Origin of the sequence: Amnibacterium endophyticum, assembly GCF_042680685.1 — a bacterium.
Classification (GTDB): domain Bacteria; phylum Actinomycetota; class Actinomycetes; order Actinomycetales; family Microbacteriaceae; genus Amnibacterium; species Amnibacterium endophyticum.
On record NZ_JBHUEA010000005.1, the window covers coordinates 140,788 to 158,307 of the forward strand.

At 67.6% G+C, this 17,520-nt stretch carries 14 protein-coding genes and 1 tRNA gene; 5 read left to right on the forward strand and 10 right to left on the reverse strand.

All coding sequences use genetic code 11. The features are described 5' to 3' along the window. Positions 1 to 263: 263 nt before the first annotated feature. Positions 264 to 899, reverse strand: a complete 636-nt coding sequence (locus ACFSBI_RS05155) for a hypothetical protein (RefSeq protein WP_377932701.1) — start codon at positions 897 to 899, stop codon at positions 264 to 266. 605 nt (positions 900 to 1,504) lie between these two features. Here ACFSBI_RS05155 and ACFSBI_RS05160 point away from each other — a divergent pair. Both ACFSBI_RS05160 and ACFSBI_RS05165 read left to right on the forward strand, forming a co-directional pair. Next, on the forward strand, positions 1,505 to 4,282 hold the full coding sequence (locus ACFSBI_RS05160; protein ID WP_377932703.1) for a class I SAM-dependent DNA methyltransferase: 2,778 nt from the start codon (positions 1,505 to 1,507) through the stop codon (positions 4,280 to 4,282). Between the two features lie 252 nt (positions 4,283 to 4,534). After that, on the forward strand, positions 4,535 to 5,179 hold the full coding sequence (locus ACFSBI_RS05165; protein WP_377932705.1) for a hypothetical protein: 645 nt from the start codon (positions 4,535 to 4,537) through the stop codon (positions 5,177 to 5,179). 52 nt (positions 5,180 to 5,231) lie between these two features. Here the strand turns inward: ACFSBI_RS05165 and ACFSBI_RS05170 are convergent, their stop codons facing one another. The 8 genes from ACFSBI_RS05170 to ACFSBI_RS05205 form a co-directional block, all read right to left on the reverse strand. Continuing rightward, the gene (locus tag ACFSBI_RS05170; protein ID WP_377932707.1) at positions 5,232 to 5,462 is read right to left on the reverse strand and encodes a hypothetical protein; all 231 of its coding nucleotides are present in this window, start codon (positions 5,460 to 5,462) and stop codon (positions 5,232 to 5,234) included. Then, positions 5,455 to 5,733, reverse strand: coding sequence for a hypothetical protein (locus ACFSBI_RS05175; RefSeq protein WP_377932709.1), 279 nt, complete (start codon positions 5,731 to 5,733; stop codon positions 5,455 to 5,457). Before ACFSBI_RS05175 ends, ACFSBI_RS05170 begins: the two co-directional genes overlap by 8 nt. 122 nt (positions 5,734 to 5,855) lie before the next feature. Next, positions 5,856 to 6,497 (reverse strand): hypothetical protein, encoded by a 642-nt coding sequence (locus tag ACFSBI_RS05180; protein ID WP_377932711.1) that lies wholly within the window; start codon positions 6,495 to 6,497, stop codon positions 5,856 to 5,858. Between the two features lie 710 nt (positions 6,498 to 7,207). Next, the gene (locus tag ACFSBI_RS05185; protein WP_377932713.1) at positions 7,208 to 8,812 is read right to left on the reverse strand and encodes a recombinase family protein; all 1,605 of its coding nucleotides are present in this window, start codon (positions 8,810 to 8,812) and stop codon (positions 7,208 to 7,210) included. Between the two features lie 273 nt (positions 8,813 to 9,085). Next, positions 9,086 to 10,009 carry a type II secretion system F family protein gene (locus ACFSBI_RS05190; protein ID WP_377932715.1) on the reverse strand — a complete coding sequence of 308 codons (924 nt, stop codon included), beginning with the start codon at positions 10,007 to 10,009 and terminating at the stop codon, positions 9,086 to 9,088. Then, a complete protein-coding gene (locus ACFSBI_RS05195) occupies positions 9,991 to 11,016 on the reverse strand; it encodes a CpaF family protein (protein ID WP_377932717.1) in 1,026 nt (341 codons plus the stop codon). The genes ACFSBI_RS05190 and ACFSBI_RS05195 overlap by 19 nt, the downstream gene beginning before the upstream one ends. Before the next feature lie 312 nt (positions 11,017 to 11,328). Then, positions 11,329 to 11,787: a RidA family protein gene (locus ACFSBI_RS05200; RefSeq protein WP_377932719.1), complete on the reverse strand. Its 459-nt coding sequence runs from the start codon at positions 11,785 to 11,787 to the stop codon at positions 11,329 to 11,331. After that, positions 11,787 to 11,945 carry a DUF4177 domain-containing protein gene (locus tag ACFSBI_RS05205; RefSeq protein ID WP_377932721.1) on the reverse strand — a complete coding sequence of 53 codons (159 nt, stop codon included), beginning with the start codon at positions 11,943 to 11,945 and terminating at the stop codon, positions 11,787 to 11,789. The genes ACFSBI_RS05200 and ACFSBI_RS05205 overlap by 1 nt, the downstream gene beginning before the upstream one ends. A gap of 74 nt (positions 11,946 to 12,019) precedes the next feature. Here ACFSBI_RS05205 and ACFSBI_RS05210 point away from each other — a divergent pair, with 74 nt between their 5' ends. The 3 genes from ACFSBI_RS05210 to ACFSBI_RS05220 all read left to right on the forward strand — a co-directional run bounded on the left by ACFSBI_RS05210 (position 12,020) and on the right by ACFSBI_RS05220 (position 15,690). Beyond that, positions 12,020 to 14,590: a transglycosylase domain-containing protein gene (locus tag ACFSBI_RS05210; protein WP_377932723.1), complete on the forward strand. Its 2,571-nt coding sequence runs from the start codon at positions 12,020 to 12,022 to the stop codon at positions 14,588 to 14,590. After that, complete coding sequence (locus ACFSBI_RS05215) at positions 14,590 to 15,504, forward strand: metallophosphoesterase (RefSeq protein ID WP_377932725.1); 915 nt, start codon at positions 14,590 to 14,592, stop codon at positions 15,502 to 15,504. Before ACFSBI_RS05210 ends, ACFSBI_RS05215 begins: the two co-directional genes overlap by 1 nt. Before the next feature lie 112 nt (positions 15,505 to 15,616). After that, positions 15,617 to 15,690 (forward strand) — tRNA-Pro (locus ACFSBI_RS05220). A gap of 251 nt (positions 15,691 to 15,941) precedes the next feature. Here ACFSBI_RS05220 and ACFSBI_RS05225 read toward each other — a convergent pair. Continuing rightward, positions 15,942 to 17,060: an acyltransferase family protein gene (locus ACFSBI_RS05225; RefSeq protein WP_377932726.1), complete on the reverse strand. Its 1,119-nt coding sequence runs from the start codon at positions 17,058 to 17,060 to the stop codon at positions 15,942 to 15,944. Between the last annotated feature and the right edge of the window lie 460 nt (positions 17,061 to 17,520).

The following is a 17,520-nucleotide window of genomic DNA, read 5'->3' on the forward strand; positions in this document are numbered from 1 at the left end:
CCCAATCTGCGAAACCCAGACCGAGGCCAAGTACGTCGGCCACGACGACACGCACTTCGTCCGTCGATGCATGGACTGTCAGACAGACCACCGATCGGCATGGATTGTGCCTGCCAGGCCAAGTGAGGTTGAGTTCCCCGGCTCGCTCGGTCGACTCTCTTGAGGTCGAGTCTGACGAGGCAGGGCGGGACGAATCGCTTGAGTTCTCCGACTCCCCCTCGAGCGGGCGCACTCAGCCTCACGGACGAGTGCTTGCGATTCTGCTAGTTGGCTGCGGACAGTTCACCCGCAGCCCTCTCCTCCTCCGCCGCGTCTTGTTGCTCGGTGGTCAGAAGCTCCGGAGCGGGCTCGGGCTTCTCGGTGACCTTGGGGCGGCCAGCAACTCTCGCGTAGAGCCAGAGCGCGACCGCGACTCGCCCCCGGTTGTCGCCCGAACTTGTCTTGACGCCGGCGTCCGACCGACGCTGGCGTGAGGCTTGAACAAGTTGAACGACGCCCGTGGCCACCGTGACGACGAAGACGGCCAGTGCGAGCAGGTAGGCCCACAGCCCGGTCGTGGCGAGCAGGGGGTAAGCGAGCGGGACACTGGCGACGGCGGCTGCGGCTCCGAGCAAGAACAGAACAACTCCCGCACTCAATAGGACAAGCGGGAACGGGAACCGCTCGCGGTAGTAGAGCTCGTCGGCCGCGAATCGAACCAGCCGATCCAGTGAGGAGTCCGTGGCCGTTGAGAAGGATGCGGCGGGCGCTTCGGCGGAAGGACTTGTTGCGCTGCGCACTACTTTCACGAGACGCTCGAGAGTTCGAAGGCGGGATTTCTCGCGCGCGATTGGGCCAGCCGCTGCCAGGATTGCGGCGGGTACCCCAGCGAGAGCCACGATGGTGGCCGAATCGGCCATGCTCCGAATCTAAGGACGAGCGTGACAACCCGAGTAGTCCCAGAAGGAGCGATACCTAGGCTGCGCACGACAGGCGTCCTCGGCTCCGCGCGGCGCGTAGACGCTTCGACCGCGAGGCCGAAGCCGTCGCGCTCACGCCAAAATCCCTGTCCGACATCGGGCTCGGCGATGATGCCGTTCACGTGGCCAGCCGGGTCCAGTCAGGGACTGATTCGGCTTCGGGAACATCCCTGTGCAGGTCATGGGGCATGCGCTCGCCTGGCCACAGAAGGCGGTCCTGGTGCTGTGGGTCGACTCCCAGGATCAGCGTCACGAGGTCCGGGTGTGGTCAGGGACCGTGGTCCAGACGGACCCACGACCCACGCCACGTGACGATTGTGAAGAGAGGATGCTCGCGGCCGCTCTGATTCCGGGGCACGCGGGCGTCGAAGCGGTCATCTGCTTCAGCTGCGCCGCGATCCAGCCAGCCATCACCGCGCACGAGGCGCGGCAACGAGAAGGGATCTCAACTTCGTGAGTGAAGGGCGCGGTTGATGCTCCTGACACGGCTGGACTTGGCCATGTCGTCGCGGCCCGTCAGGAGGCGCGGCGGGTACGGTCCCCGTGTGGTGGCGCCGAACCTTTCCATGCGCGAGATCCGAAATCGGGCCGGAGCATTCGCGGCCCGGTGGTCAGGGGATCACTATGAGAGGGGCGAGTCTCAGTCGTTCTGGAACGAGTTCTTGGCCATCTTTGGAATTGACCGCAAGCGTGTCGCCTACTTCGAGAAGCGGGCCGACCGCTTCTCCACGGGCCGAGGAGGGTTCATCGACCTCTTTTGGCCAGGGATGCTGCTCGTCGAGCAAAAGAGTCTTGGAAAAGACCTCGAGGTCGCAGATGCGCAGGCATTCGACTACCTCGACCGGCTGTCACCTAGGGATTTTCCGATCGCCGTCGTCGTTTCAGATTTCGCCCGGATTCGCCTGACGCGCTTTGGGGAGAACGGGCCCGAGACCACTTTGTTCGAGACTCGAGACCTTGCCAAGGAAATCGACCGCTTCACGTTCCTCGCGGGTTACGTCCAGCGCGATTTCTCTGCGGCGCACGAGGAAGCAGTCAACGCCCGAGCTGTCGAGCTGCTGAGCGTGCTGTACCGCGCCGTGGTGGCCGATCACTTCACCGACCACGAGGCATCCGTATTCATCACGCGAGTTTTGTTCCTGCTGTTCGGGGACGACACCGGATTGTGGGCACGCGGTCTATTTCACGATCTTGTGGATCGAACGCCGGAGGATGGTGAGTCGCTCGCAGGAGTACTCGAGAGCCTCTTCCGCGCCCTCGATCGTCCAGAGGATCAGCGGTCGAGCCGGCTCAGCGCGTCGATCGCTCCTTTCCCCTACGTGAATGGCGGGTTGTTCAACGAGCACATCGAAGTGCCACCGTTCGATTCAGCCATGCGCGAGGCACTCCTCGACTGCTGCCGATTTGACTGGGGATCAATCAGTCCGGACGTCTTCGGCAGCATGTTCCAGGCGGTGAAGTCGAAAGAGGACAGGCGAGCCCACGGCGAGCACTACACGACGCCCGAGAACATCGCCAAAACAATCGACCCTCTCTTCATGGACGGACTTCGCTCGCAACTCAGCGCGGCCGGCGCCTCAGTAACGCGGTTGAGGGCGCTGCAGAAGTCGCTTGGGTTGTACCGCTTTCTTGATCCCGCTTGTGGGTGCGGCAACTTTCTCGTAGTGGCGTACCGCGAGATGCGGGCATTTGAGCTTGAGATCATGCGCCGTATACGCCAGTTGACCAACACGGAGGTGCTCGGCGGGTATCACGTTGCGGACGAACTGCAGGTTCGACCCGATCAGTTCTACGGGATCGAGATCGAGGAATGGCCCGCTGCAATCGCGCGAACTGCGCTGTTTCTCGTGGACCATCAGGCCAACATGGAGTTGGCGCAGGAGTTCGGTGAGGCTCCCGATCGGCTACCGATCAGAGACGCGGCCACGATTGTCATCGGCAATGCAATCCGACTGGACTGGTCCTCCGTCGTTGCTCCGACTGACACGACGTTTGTCTTCGGGAATCCTCCCTTCGTCGGCATGGCATGGATGAGCGAGAGTCAGCAGGAAGACAACCGACTGGCTTTCGCAGGACTGGAAGAGGCGCGCGGCGAGCGTACTGGTCGATTGGACTATGTCGCGTGCTGGTATGCGAAAGCCCTAAGATACGCTTGCGGCCGCCGCGTGCGGTTTGCCTTCGTGTCCACGAACAGTCTCAGCCAGGGAGACCAAGCACGCGCGCTCGATCCCATCTTTCGTCGGGCTGGAATGACGATTGACTTCGGCCACCGCACCTTCAAGTGGTCGTCGGGGGCAACGAACGCCGCTGCCGTGTACTGCGTGATCATCGGCTTCTCACGGACGGGCACAACGGCCATCAAGCGGCTCTTCGACTACCCCGACATCGCGGGTCAGCCCCTCGAGACTAAGGCCGTCAACATCAACTTCTATCTCGTTGACTCAGACCTGCCCGGACCAGCCAAGCGATCAAAGCCACTGCTGGCCGGGTTACCCGATATGTCCAAGGGTAGCCAGCCGACGGACGGCGGCCATCTCATAGTCGCACCCAACAACTATGACGAGGTGGCGGCCGACAGCATCGCCACGAAGTACCTCCGACCGTTCCGCCAGTCAAAAGAGATGCTCTATGCGCTGGATCGCTGGTGCCTGTGGCTGGATGATGCCGCCCCGTCCGACCTGGTGGCATCCCCAGTGCTGCGGTCGCGGTTGAATGGCGTTAGAGAGGCCCGTGCTGCTAGTCCGACGGCATCGGTCAGGTCCGCCGCGTCCTCGCCGGCCCGATTCACTCAAGACCGTCAGCCGCACACAGCGTATCTTGCACTTCCCGAGGTTAGCGGCGAGAGCCGCGACTACATCCCCATGCGCTATTTCGAGCCGGACGTGATCGCTGGTAACAAGCTGATCCTCGTACCCGAGTGCCCACTGTGGCTATTCACATACCTTCAGTCGGCAGCGTTCACGGCATGGGTCAAGGCTTTCGCTGGCCGATTGAAGGCCGATCCCAGCATCAGCCCAGATTTGACCTACTGCGTTTTCCCGTTCCTGGAGCCGGGAAGCAAGAGAGCCCGATTCGAGCAGGCTGGAAAGAGGATTCTTGAGGCGCGAGCTGAGTTCCCGGCGGAAAACCTGGCCACGCTCTACAACCCGCTGGCGATGCCACAAACCTTGCGCTCCGCACATCTCGCAGCCGATCGATTGGTCGACGGCATGTACGGCCTTACCCGGCCAACTGAAAGTGCTCGCGTCGCTGCCCTGCTGAAGGCTCACCACTGGTTGATCGGCACGATCGAGCAGCCACTTGAACTGCGGCCGGTTCCGTAGGAATTGTGCTCCATCGCTGAAACGGCCCGTCCGGGTTGACGTTCATATTTGCGGCTCTAAGGCTGGCGTGCGTTCGTCTGTTCCAGCCTTAGAGTGAGTTGAGCTCGCCTTTCCCTCGCTCACAAATGTTCTTCCGGATTGCGTAGGTGCCGAGAGTCAGCGATACTAGATGACGTGTCAACCTGGCCAGCAGCCGGCCGCGTCTCGTCGCGCTTGTCGTCGTCTCGAGTTCAACTCGAGATTTGGCGCGCAGTGGCCGAGATCGCCGCTACAGATCCCGACGTAGTTGTGAGGTTGGCTTCAACGGCGCCAAACGACCTGGGCGTCGTGCTGAGGAAGCCGGGCAAATCCAGAACGGAGCTCTTCCTTACTACTCGCCGAGGCGTGCGGCTGGTACGCGAAGGCGTGACGACTACCTGGTCGTGGGCTCACGTGGTCACCTCCGATCCATTGCCGTTCTGTGCGGCGGTGATGGACGCGGCGATATGGGCGCAGGCGTCAATCCCAATCTCAACTTCAGCACAGGCAGCGGGCGCCATAGCCATCCGAGAAATCCTGAACGTCACCAGCCTTTGGGGTGAGAACGTGCAGGTATACAACCGCTACATGCACACGGACGATCCCACCCGCCCCTACCTCGCTCCGCTTCCCGACTTTCCATCACTGCGAAACGCAGTGCGAGATCAGGTTCGGAGTTCCGTCAACTTCGGCGACCATGTCGCGCTTGATCGGTGGTGGCTCGTGACGTACTTCGGAAAGCACGTAGCCGTCGTCGACTTCGAGTCGGGCGTGCTGCATCAGACAGACCGAGTCGAACGACTTCCGGTCGGGTTCGGTGTCGATGGGCGGAAGGCAATTAGGGGCCTCGTCATGGATCTGATCAGCCGAGAGTGCTAATTAGGTCCGAGACGTGACTGGTCGGTGCCGATCGGCTCGCGCCCCTGACGAATCATCTCCATTTGTCCTCGATGATGATCTGCTTTGTTCTGGGGCGGGAGAGTTGCACAGCTTCGGCGATCTCCGAGATTGGGACGCCTGCTCGGGCAGCAGCAACAATTGCCTCGTCCCGCTGGCGCATCGCGCGCATGAGTTGAACCCTGTAGTCACCATCGACGATACGCACGCGCTCGGCGGCCCGCTGCATCCGCTGAAGCAGTGTTGAGATTGTCCTGTCACTCATCGGAGCCCTCCGCTCTCAACTGGTAGATCCTGTTTCGAGAAAGTCCGGAAACATGTTGGAGGTGACGAATCGCAACCCGGTTGTTGGCGGCGTCGCGGATCATCTCATTCCGCTCATCTAGTAGTTCTCTCCTGCGCTGAGCGTAGAGCAGGTCCAGGTCTGCGATCTGCTGGCACACCTCCTCGAGGTTCTGCAACGCAAGCGTGAACGCAAGGCTCGTAATTTTCCCACGCGGCCCAATGTTGAGGGCACTGGACGCCGTATTGACCATCTGATTGCAGCCTTTCGCCAAGGGGCCCCTGCCCTGGACTATCGGTATTGCGATCGCAGACTGAAATGACAACCGCCTGGGTGTGAGCGCTACCGATGCCGCCCGCCGCCCCAGCTAATGCATCACTTCTTTCTCTTGGTAAGGACTCCTGATCGCCCACACCACGGCGAGGGTCTGCCCGGCCGGCGGGTAGTGGCGCTCTCGATCTCGTGCATGCAGTCGAGCGCCCACAGCGCGTCGGGCACCCCGAGTTGATGGCCTGCCAGCGCGTGGTTCAGAAGGTCCGCGTACGTCCACGACTGACTGGCCTTCAATCCCGAGTGGTCCCACGCTGGTGTCTTCGAGGCGTAGCGCACAATTGCCCTGATGGCGCTCTGTCCCTCAAGGACAAGATCCTCCGCGTTCTGGGTCTGCACGGACATCGCACCCGCCAGATCTGCTTTCTCGCTCCACCGATCGAGGACTCGCTGCCCCAGGCCCACGGCCTCGTCCCGCTCCACGGCTGCCTTCGGCACAAACACGAAGTTGATGTGCGGATGCCAGTCCGTGCGGTTGCTCACCTTCACCTCACGGAACCACGCCGTCCCGTCGAAATGGCGTCCTGCCCAGTTGCTGCCAACGAACATCCTCTTGATGTGCTCGATGTCGTCGAGCTGCCCCTCGAGAGGTCGCCCTGGCATCTTCTGGATGGTCCCCGTGAAGGACAAGATCAACTTCTTGTTCCGCAACCCGTCCAGCACGGGCTTCTGCCAGTTGTAGGACATGCGAGGTCCGCACGAGGTGCAGAGCCGACCGTTGCACGGCCGACGCCCACTGGTCGGAGCCAGCCAGTACGGCACACAGAGTGCTCGACCGGGGATGAGCGAGAACTTCCTCTGGAATGAGGCTTGATCTCCGGGATGAGCAGAAGGAGAGCGGTACGGAAGCCCCAGGTCTCCCACTGAGATCAGATCCTGGGCCGCTCGGATCGTGTTCGTTGCAGGACAGGCTGCCGAGGCTCGCATGTGGTGTGGAGTGTCCTTCTCCCTGTATTCAAGACTGTCCCGTTCTCCGAGGAGATCTACTCGTCGTTCACGACGGTGCTCACTGATGGTGGACATTGGCCTGCCTCGCCTCCACTGGGTGTGGCCGAAGCCTCACCAGAGAGCAACTTGCCCTCATGCCTGGTGGTACGGGGGACATGCACGAGGTGGCCATCCGTTCTCGCCCCTACTTCGGGGGACGCAATGCGCACGGCGGAGGCGTCGGCCTGCGGCGGCCTCGCCCCGGAGACGATCTGATGCGTCTCCGCCCTACACGTGACTCACGGAGCGCCAGCACCCCCTCAGCCGCAGCCAAAGGTCACGTAGGGCTTGTGTGCCGGCCGTGAGCAGGTCCCTCTGCGCGGTCTGCCGTGGGCACCCCTACAGAGGAGGTAGGCCCCGTTCGGACGGAGATTGGCTGGCGTTGTGAGGTCGAGCCGCGCCGCCGACGTTCAGCAGCTCGCGGCCGTGATGACCGCGATCTGCTCGTGAGTGGGTGCGCCGACAAGTTGATGGTCGTCAGCGCGCCGGACCCGTCCCTGCATGATGTCCTTGTCGCGCCATCGCAGAATGATGGTCTCGCCAGCCTCACGGGCCGATCTGACGCGGGCTCCGGGGCCGATAGATCTCAACTCGATCTTCTCAAATAGAGCTGTCACGATCGCGCGTTTCTGGTGCAGCCCAAGCTGCTCCCACCGCTCGAGCACGGAGCTCTCCTTGGCCAGGTTGTCACCGACGAACTTCGCCAAGGGGTCGGTCCTTGACGCCTGCGCTATGTCTTCGTCGACCCTCTTCAGTCGAGCGTCGAGCTGCTGCCTCTGGTTCTTGGCCTCGGCAACGGTGAAGACGTCGGCTGCCACTGCTTCCACAAGTCGACTGACACTCGAGGTCAGGGCCGCGCGCTCCTGGACCAGTGACTGCACGCTCGCGTGATCCGAAGGCTTGACTAGAGCGCGCACGAGTTCGGGATGACGAAGACGGTCGACGACCACGTCGTTGACCCACTGGTCCACCCATTGGGCCTTCCGGCTGAAGTGGCGCTCTGATCGGCACCTGTAGGCGCGGTCGCCCAGCCTGGTAGCCGCCGACCGAACAGGCTCGCCACATTCGGCGCACACCGCGATCCCGCTGAGTAGGTGCTTCCGAGCTGTCAAGCCGCCATTGGTCCTGCGGCCAGGTGCGAGAAGGATCGATCGCGCGGCTCGCCACTGGTCTGCGCTCACGATGGCCGGCCACGCACCAGGCGTGACGCGCTCGACGTTCACTCTCTCGGGCCGGAATGCGCCAGCAGCTGTCCCCTGCGAAGGCGGCAGCAATGCTGCATAGACAGGATTGAGTAGGAGTCGTCGCACGGTCGACGCCCCGATCACCGTGCCGTCCTGGTGCTGCGTCGATGGTCGAGTCCGAGCTCCGCGATCGGCAAGTCCACGCTGGATCGCTCCGATCGTCACGACCCCGCTCGTCAGCTGCTCGAACGCCCATCGGACGTGCGCCGCTTCGTCCTCGACGACCTCGTAGCGCGCGTCCCCGAAAGGTAGGCCGTCCCGGACTCGGCTGGATCGGGTGTGCGCCGGGACCCACTCGTAGCCGTACGGAGGGCGCCCGCTCTTGGGATGCCCGGCGGCGCGACGCTCAGCGCCCGCACGAGCGGCTCGGGCTGCCTTGCGGCGCACCTCGAATCTGGCCAGCGCGGCAAGCATCGTGGCGAAAAACTCGCCCGACTCGGTCGACAGGTCGAGATCCCCGTCCACGGTCACGACTCGAACGCCGCGCTCCTTCAACAAAATCACGTCCTCGATACGCCGGAGCACACGGTCGACGTTGACCGCGACGAGAACGTCGAAGCGACCCTCTGCGTGGTCTGCGAGCATCTGAGACCACGCGGTCCTGGCTCCGCGCTGCTGCGATGCCGAGGTGTTGTTGTCCTTGTATCGCTCGACCGGCGTCCCCCAGCCGCGCCGCTTGATCTCCGCTGAACACTGGCGCAGCTGGCGGTCGATGCCGGCCTCCTCCTCGATGCTCTGCCTTGCGTAAATCGCGGCTCGCGGATGCGCCATGTATAGGAGCATCGCTTGTACGCCTTTCGGGCGCAACGGCAGCGATGGTGGCGATCGCGTACTCCGCCGTCACCGCCCCCTCGTCGTCCTCCACCAGCGTCGCGGACAGGCGCAGCCCCTCCGCCGGGCGGCTCACCGATGCCATGGGTCCCTCTTCCCTCCCCGGCACGGGCAGGCCCAGTGTGGCGCCGGCGAGCACGGTCCCCCGGGTCGCCTCTGGCGGCGGACCCCGGATCGTCGAGATCGCCGGCTGGGGAGGAGCGGATGCCGCGATCAGAACGCGAGGTGGGACGCGCGCAGCACGGCGAGGCCGATCGGCACCGCTCCGAGCACGAGGAACGCCGGCAGCACGAGCAGCCCGAGCGGCAGCAGGAGCCGCGCGGCGAGCACCGTCGCGCGCAGCCGTGCCTCGGCGACGGCGGCGAGCCGCACGCGGTCCGCCTCCGCCTCGAGCAGCGCGACGACGGGCACGCCGGCCTCCGCGGCGAAGGCGACGACGTCCTCGACCTCGTCGCCGGCTGTCGAGTCGAGCCCGGCGGCCGCAGCGGCGCGGTCGGCGAGCCCCGTCGCGCGGGTCACGGGGAGCCCGGCCCGCACGCCGGTCGCCACGAGCTCGAGCCGCAGCCCGACCGTCCACGACATCGCCGACGCGGCGCGGATCAGCCGCCGGCTCCATAGGGCCGCGGCGCCGAGCAGGGCGCCGCCGGCCGCGAGGAGGAGGAGCCCGAGCGGGTCGCCGAGCAGCACGCCCGCGACGTCGAAGCCGAACGCGCCCCCGAGCAGCAGTGCGGCGGGCGGCAGCAGCAGGACGAGGCGAGCGCTCGCCGCGGGCCCGGCCACCGACTCTGCGACCGCGCGCTCCAGCGCGACCGCCGCTCGTGCACCGGCTGCCGCGGACCGCAGCACCGGCGCGAGCGGCGCACCGACCGACGTCGCGAGCCCTGCGGTCGCGCCGATGCGCCGCCAGAGCGGGTGCGCCTCGGCGAACACCGGCGCGAGCGGCTCACCGCGTCCTGCGGCAGCGGCCGCTCGCAGCACGAGCGCACGATGCTCCCCCTCCGCGGCGCGCGCGAGGTGGCGGAACGCCGCCGCGGGCACCGCCCCTGCGCCCACGAGCGCGGCCAGCCGGTCGGCCTCGCCGGCGACGAGGTCGAGGTCGGGCCTCCGACGCCGCCCCCTCAGGCGGGGACGACGCACAGCGACCCGTCCGACCCGGCTGCGAGCCGCCCGACCGCCGCGACCCGCCGCTTCCCGTCGCGGCGCTCGAGCTGCACGACGAGGTCGATCGCGGCGAGCGCCTGGGCGCGCAGCGCGTGCGGGCTCAGGCCGCCGAGGGCGCCCAGCGCCTCCAGCCGCGCGCCGAGCCCGGCGGGATCGGCGCAGTGGATCGTCCCCGCGCCGCCGTCGTGGCCCGTGTTCATCGCGCTCAGCAGCTCGACGACCTCCGCACCCCGGCACTCCCCCACCACCACGCGGTCGGGTCGCATCCGCAGCGTCTCGCGGACCAGCGCCGCGAGCCCGATCCCGCCTGCCCCGTCCGCGTTGGGCTGGCGGGTCTCGAGGCCGACGACGTGCGGGTGGTCGATCCGCAGCTCGGCGACGTCCTCGACCGTCACGATCCGCTCGTGACCGGGCGCCTCCGCGAGCAGCGCGGCGAGCAGGGACGTCTTGCCGCTGCCGGCGGGTCCGCAGATCAGCAGGTTGCGGCGCTCGTGCACCGCGGCGGTGAGCAGCGCACGCTCCGCCTCGTCGAGCATCCCGGCGGCGACCAGCCGGTCGACACGCCAGGGCTCGGCGGCCGCGATCCGCACCGACACGAGCGGGCCGCCCGTGCTGACGGGCGGCAGGACGGCGTGCACCCGGATCCCGCCCGGCAGGCGCACGTCTGCGCACGGCGTCGCGTCGTCGAGGTGCCGGTCGCCCGCAGCGATCAGGGCGACCGCGAGGCGCCTCGCCTCGTCGGGCGCGAGCGGCGGCAGGTCCGCCACCGGCTGCACCCCGCCGCCGGCGTCGCGCCAGAGCACCCCGTGCCCGTCGAGCAGCAGGTCCGTCACCGCCGGGTCGACGGCGAACTCCGCGAGGGCGCCGAGCGCGGGCAGCCGCACGCCGGCCGGAGGCGGCGTCTCCTCGACCGCCCGCTGCGTCTCGACGAGCGTCGGGGGTGCGGGTCGGCCGGGCCGGACGGGGACGAAGGACGGAGGCACGCCGGGACGGTAGGAGCGCGGCCGCACGCGCGTCGTCCGGATCGACGCCGGACGTCGAGTCGACGCCCCACGAGTCCCTGGGGAGGAGCGGAGGCGGAGCGGGCGGCACAAAAAGAAGGGGCGGCACCTATTGGGGGGAACAGGTGCCGCCTCAGCAGCGCTCGATTGGGGGGAATCGGACAGCGCCGCAAGCCAAGCTCTTCACTCGACGTCTGCGAGTGTACCCAGTTCGGGGTGTCGCGCAAGCGTTCTCGGCCTCGAGCGCGTCGGCGTGTCGCGCGCCCCCATGCCGATCGCCGCACCGCCCGACGGTCAGCGGAACTGCGCGATCAGCTCCACCTCGACCGGGGACCCGAGCGGCAGCGCCGCGACCCCGACCGCCGACCGGGCATGGCGCCCGTGCTCGCCGAAGACGTCCGTCAGCAGGTCCGAGGCGCCGTTGATCACGGCGGGCTGCTGCGTGAACCCCGCGGCAGAGGCGACGAAGCCCGTCACCTTGACGATCCGCACCACGCGGTCGAGACCGTGCAGCAGGTCGGACACCGCGGCGAGCGCGTTCAGGGCCGCGGTGGCCGCGAGATCCGCGGCCTCCTCCACGGTCACGTCGTCGCCCACGAGCCCGGTGCGGGCGAGTGCCCCGTCGACGAACGGCAGCTGGCCGGCGGTGAAGACGAGCTCCCCGGTCGCGAGCGCGGGCACGTACGACCCGGCGGGCGCGGCGACCTGCGGCAGCACGAGGCCCAGCTCGGCGAGCCGGTCCGCGACGGCCATCAGCCCTCGCCCGCGGGGCGCTTCAGGTAGGCGACGAGCCCGCCCTCGGGGCCGGTCACGATCTGCACCAGCTCCCACCCCTGCGCGCCCCAGGTGTTGAGGATCGCGGTGGTGTTGTGGATCAAGAGCGGCGTCGTCGCGTACTCCCACTTCGGCATCGCGGCGACCTCCTTTCTGGGGGTTGCGGCGGGGCGCCGAGGCGTTCGCCCGGCCCGTTCCTACCCTCGAGCCTATGTCTCAGACCCCTCGACGCCCCCGTCCGGCGGCCGCGCTCGCCGGCGTCCTCGGGATCGCCGTCGTCGCGGCCCTCATGATCACCGCCGGCGTCGCCCCCGCCGTCGCGATGACCGGCAGCGGCAAGTCCTCCGGCCTCGGCCTGTTCGACTCGCTGCCCGACGACTACAAGATCGCCGCGATGCAGCAGAAGACGGAGATCTACGCGAAGCGCGGCAAGAAGGAGGTGCTGCTCGCGAGCTTCTTCAACCAGGACCGCGAGGTCGTCACCTGGGACAAGATCCCGGACACGGTGAAGAACGCGACGCTCGCCGCCGAGGACGCGCGCTTCTACGAGCACGGCGCCGTCGACCCGATGGGCATCCTCCGCGCGATCGGCGCGAACCTGGTGCGCGGCGGCTCGCAGGGCGCCTCGACGATCACGCAGCAGTACGTGAAGAACGTCTGCGTGCAGGAGGCGGAGCTGCTGCCCACGCAGGAGCAGGTGTCCGCGGCCTACGCGGAGTGCACCGGCGGCATCAAGCGCAAGCTGCGCGAGGCCCGCCTCGCGATCGACCTGGAGAAGCAGTACAGCAAGAACGACATCCTGCTCGGCTACCTGAACATCGCCGGCTTCGGCGGTCGCATCTACGGCATCGAGTCGGCGGCCCAGTACTACTACGGCACCCACGTCGAGGACCTGACGGCGGCGCAGGCCGCGAGCCTCATGGCCATCGTCAACTCCCCGAACTCTCTGCGCATCGACGAGAAGGCGAACATCGCGCAGAACACGGTGCGTCGGGACTACATCCTGAAGACCGAGCTCGAGCACGGGATGATCTCGAAGGCCGACTACCAGGAGGCGGTCGCCTCCAAGGTGAAGCCGAAGATCACGCCGACGCAGACGGGCTGCGCGCAGGCGAAGTCGGCCGCGTACTTCTGCTCCTACGTCGTCAACACGATCCGGAACAACAAGATCTTCGGCGACACCCCGGCGGTCCGGGACCAGAAGCTGCAGAGCGCGGGCTGGAAGATCCACACGACACTCGACCTCGGGCTGCAGTCCGAGGCGAAGGACGCGATGACGGCCTCGGTACCGGCCAAGTCGCCCGCGGGCACCGACCTCGGCGGCGCCGCGGTGAGCGTCCAGGTCGGCACCGGCCGCATCCTCTCGATGGTCCAGAGCAAGCGGTTCGACGAGTCGCAGGGCAAGGACACGAAGGGCGCCGGGTACACGGCGACCGCCGTGAACTGGAACACCGACGTGAACTACGGCGGGTCCAACGGCTTCCAGCCCGGCTCGACCTACAAGGCCTTCACCCTGATCGACTGGCTGGAGCACGGCCACGGGTTGAACGAGATCGTCGACGGCACGGGCAAGACGTGGCCGGCGGGATCCTTCCCCTGCGCGAGCCCGGACGGCCCCTTCCCCGCGGGGAACGACACCGCCGGCGAGGGCGGCTACCAGACGGTCATGCTCGGCACGGCGCGCTCGGTGAACGGCGTCTTCGCCTCGATGGCGTCCAAGCTGAACCTCTGCGACATCCGCTCGCAGGCGCAGAAGCTGCTCGTGCACCGCGCGAACCTGAAGGAGCTGCAGGTCAACCCGTCGTCGATCCTCGGCACCAACGAGGTCGCCCCGCTCACCATGGCGACGGCGTACTCGGGCATCGCGAACAAGGGCGAGGTCTGCTCGCCGATCGCGATCGACCGCATCGAGACGTCGGACGGCTCGAAGGTGGACCTGCCGAAGGCGGACTGCCACCAGGCCATCCCCTCCGGGGTCGCGGTCGCCGCCGGGTACGCCCTGCACGGCGTGCTCACCGGCGGCACCGCTGCCGCCGACGCGCCGTCGACGGGCGGCGCCTGGGGCTTCGCGAAGACCGGGACGACGAACGACGCGAAGTCGACCTGGGTCGTCGGCGGCACGACCAAGGTCGTGAACGCGGTGTGGGTCGGGAACGTGAACGCCCAGACGACGAATCTCCGCCAGGTGTTCGGCTGGTCCCCGTGCCAGAGGACGGCCGCCGACGCGCGGCACTGCGTCTGGAGCGGGGTCATGCGCGCGGCGCAGGCGAAGTACCCGGGCGACACCAGCTGGCCGCAGCCCGAGGCCCAGTACCTCTACGGTCAGCGGACCGCGCTGCCCGACGTCGCGGGCCGCTCCTACGAGGACGCGAAGACGACGCTGCAGGCGGCCGGCTTCCGCGTGAAGAAGGGCGGGAAGACCCCCTCGAACGACATCGCGGAGGGCGCGGTGATCTCGAGCGACCCGGGCAGCGGGACCATGGCGTCCGCGGGCACGCTGGTCACGCTGACGCTCAGCTCCGGCCCCGAGCAGGAGCAGCCGCAGGCCCAGCCGACTGCGGCTACCGTGCCGAACGTGGTCGGGATGACGCTGCAGGACGCTCGGAGCACGCTGGCGACACAGGGCTTCCAGTCGCCGACCGTGTTCTACCCGCCGGGCGGCACCACGGGGTCGTGCAAGGTGGGGCTGCAGGACCCGGCGGCGGACGGCGCGACGCAGGTCGACCCCGCGGCCACCCAGCTGCGCCTGGCCGTCGACGGGACCCCGCAGCAGTGCCCGTAGTGCGCGGCGTCGCCGGCGGCGTCCTCGCCGCCGGCGCGGCGACCGCGGCGTGGGGCGTCCTCGTCGAGCGGAACCTGTTCACGCTGCGGCGGACGACCTTCCCGGTGCTGCCGGCGGGCAGCCCGGACCTGCGGGTGCTCCACGTGTCCGACCTGCACATGGCGCCGTGGCAGCACCGCAAGCAGCAGTGGGTGCGGAGCCTCGCGGACCTGCGGCCCGACCTCGTGATCGACACGGGCGACAACCTCGGCCACGAGCTGGGGCTGCTCGGCCTGCGGGCCGCGTTCGAGCCGCTGCGGGGCGTCCCCGGCGCGTTCGTGTGGGGCTCGAACGACTACTGGGCGCCGCAGGCGAAGAACCCGTTCCAGTACTTCGAGGGGCCTTCGGGCGGCGGCGGCGAGCGGCAGCCGAAGCGGCTCGACACCGACGCCCTCGGGCGGCACCTGATCGACCTCGGCTGGACGGACCTGAACAACCGCGCGGCGCGGATCGTCGTGCGCGACGTGCCGATCGACCTCGTCGGGGTCGACGACCCGCACCGGGAGTACGACCGCCTGGAGCAGGCGCTGCCGGGCCTGCGCGGACTGCGCCGCCGCAAGCAGAAGGCCGCCGTGACCATCGGGGTCGCGCATGCGCCGTACCGACGGACGCTCGACGCGCTCGTCGACCAGGGCGCCGACGTCGTCCTCGCCGGTCACACCCACGGCGGGCAGGTGTGCGTGCCCGGCTACGGGGCGCTCGTCACGAACTGCGACATCCCGCGCGAGCAGGTGAAAGGCCCGTCGACGTGGGAGCACGACGGCCGCTCCGCCCGCCTCAACGTCTCCGCGGGCCTCGGCACGTCGATCTGGGCGCCGGTGCGCTTCGCCTGCCGACCCGAGGCGTCCCTCCTCACCCTCACCGCCGCCTCCTGATCTCGTCGGTCGGCGTTCGTGCTGCTCCGAGCGCGTCTGAGCAGCACGAACACCGACCAACGGCAGTCGGCCCGCGCGTCCGCTATCCTTGTCATGCCCGTTCGCGGGCGACCGGGATATAGCGCAGCTTGGTAGCGCGCCTCGTTCGGGACGAGGAGGTCGTGGGTTCGAATCCCGCTATCCCGACAACAGTTCGGCCGGAAACCCCCTGATCGTGCAGGGGTAGCGGGATCCGAGGGGCCAGTCCCCTGTCCCCCTGCCGCACTCTCGGGTCGTAGTGAAGGTGCGCGTCACCGCGCCGGCGACCGTGCCACCGTCCGGGACATGCCAGAGGCGGACCTGACGCGCATCGCGCAGCAGTTCGGCCGCCTCGGCATCGCCGCCTGACCACGCAGCGGCCGCTGTGCGAACGCACTGCGGCCGCTGCTCGTCGCAGATCAGGCGTTGACGAGCCGGCCGCTCTCGGTCGGCGCAATCGAGGGCGCGACCTGGCGTGGAGCCATCAGCCGGCGCCCGGCGCGGATCAGCGGCTGCTCCACCAGCCGGTACAGGACCTCGGCGATCGCCAGCGAGATACCGACGATGGCGGCGAGGTGGGCCATTTCGACGAGCTTGTTCGAGGATCCGGCAGGGATGACATAGCCGACGACGGTGACGACGAGCGGGTGCACGAGGTACAGCGCGTAGGAGCGCGTACCGACGTAGACCAGCGGTCGGACGCTCAGCACGCGGCCGAAGGGCTGTGCTCCGACGAGTACGCCGGGCAGAGCGAGCACGGTCAAGAAGGAGAAGAGCGTGTGCACGTGCCCGTGGATGCCCTCGAAGAGCAGCGCCTGCACTACGGCGGCTGTGACGACCGTGCCGGTGAAGGCCGGGTGCGTCAGCGCGGCGATCCAGCGGTAGGTGCGGCGGTCGTGCATGAGCACCGCGAGCAGGCAGCCGAGCACGAGGGGCGTGTACGTCGCGAGGTAGTAGACCGGCACGGCCTGCGACTGCTCGGCGGCGAGCGTGAAGGCGAGCAGCGCGATCAGCATCGGGATTCGGACGCGTCGGACCGCAGCGACCGCGAATGCAAGCAGCGGCCAAACGACGTAGAACTTTTCCTCGATCGCCAGCGACCAGGTGTGGCCGAAGAGCGAGGTCGGGGCCCAGTCGTTCTGGTAGGTCAGGTAGTAGGGCAGGCTGCCGATGAATGCGTCATGGCCCCACTGCAGGTTCAGCACCACGATCAGCAGCACGAAGATGGCGAGCACGGCGAAGTAGACCGGCAGCAGTCGGAAGCCGCGGCGCAGGTAGAACCTGCCGAGGTGCACGCGGCCGGCGCGGGTCTCCTCGCGGAGCAGCAGGGTGGTGATGAGCCATCCACTGATAACGAAGAAGACCGTCACACCGATGGTGCCGTGCAGCTTCATCCACAAGCCGTCCTGCGAGTGCAGTCCGATGACGAGCAGGATGCTGATCGCTCGAAGCCCGTCGAGGGCCGGGAAGTAGCGGGTCCGCTGGAAATGGTCGAACGGCCTGCTGTAGCTCGTGGCCGTGGTGAGGGTCGCTCGCACCCGGCGAACGGTACGGACCATCCGACCGAGACCCGTCAGCCGCGCCGTGAAGTGTGGTACGCAGCCACGTTCTCAACGACACGAGTAGCCGTTTGGATACTTGGAGGGCCGCATACAGGAAGCAGATGCGGCCTGACACGCCCTCAGCGGGTTCGAATCCCGCCACCCCGACCAGACCGCTTCATGCGATTTCGCCGACTCGCCAGGGCGACCGGCATCTTTAGCATCGAGTTCAGCCAGCCGTCCTCGCCGAGCCGTGATCGCGCTTGCCGCCGCCGTCGAGGCGTCGCATGAGAGAGCGGCGGTGCACTGTTTTCGCGGCTGACACCGTTCTCGGCGGCGTCTGTCACTCTTCGCGCCCCGTCCTCGAGCGGCATCCGGCATCAGAACGGGGTGTTGTCGTCCTCCTCGTCGATGGCGGTGCCGTCGTCGGCCCAGCGGATCGTGGGACCGGTCTTGG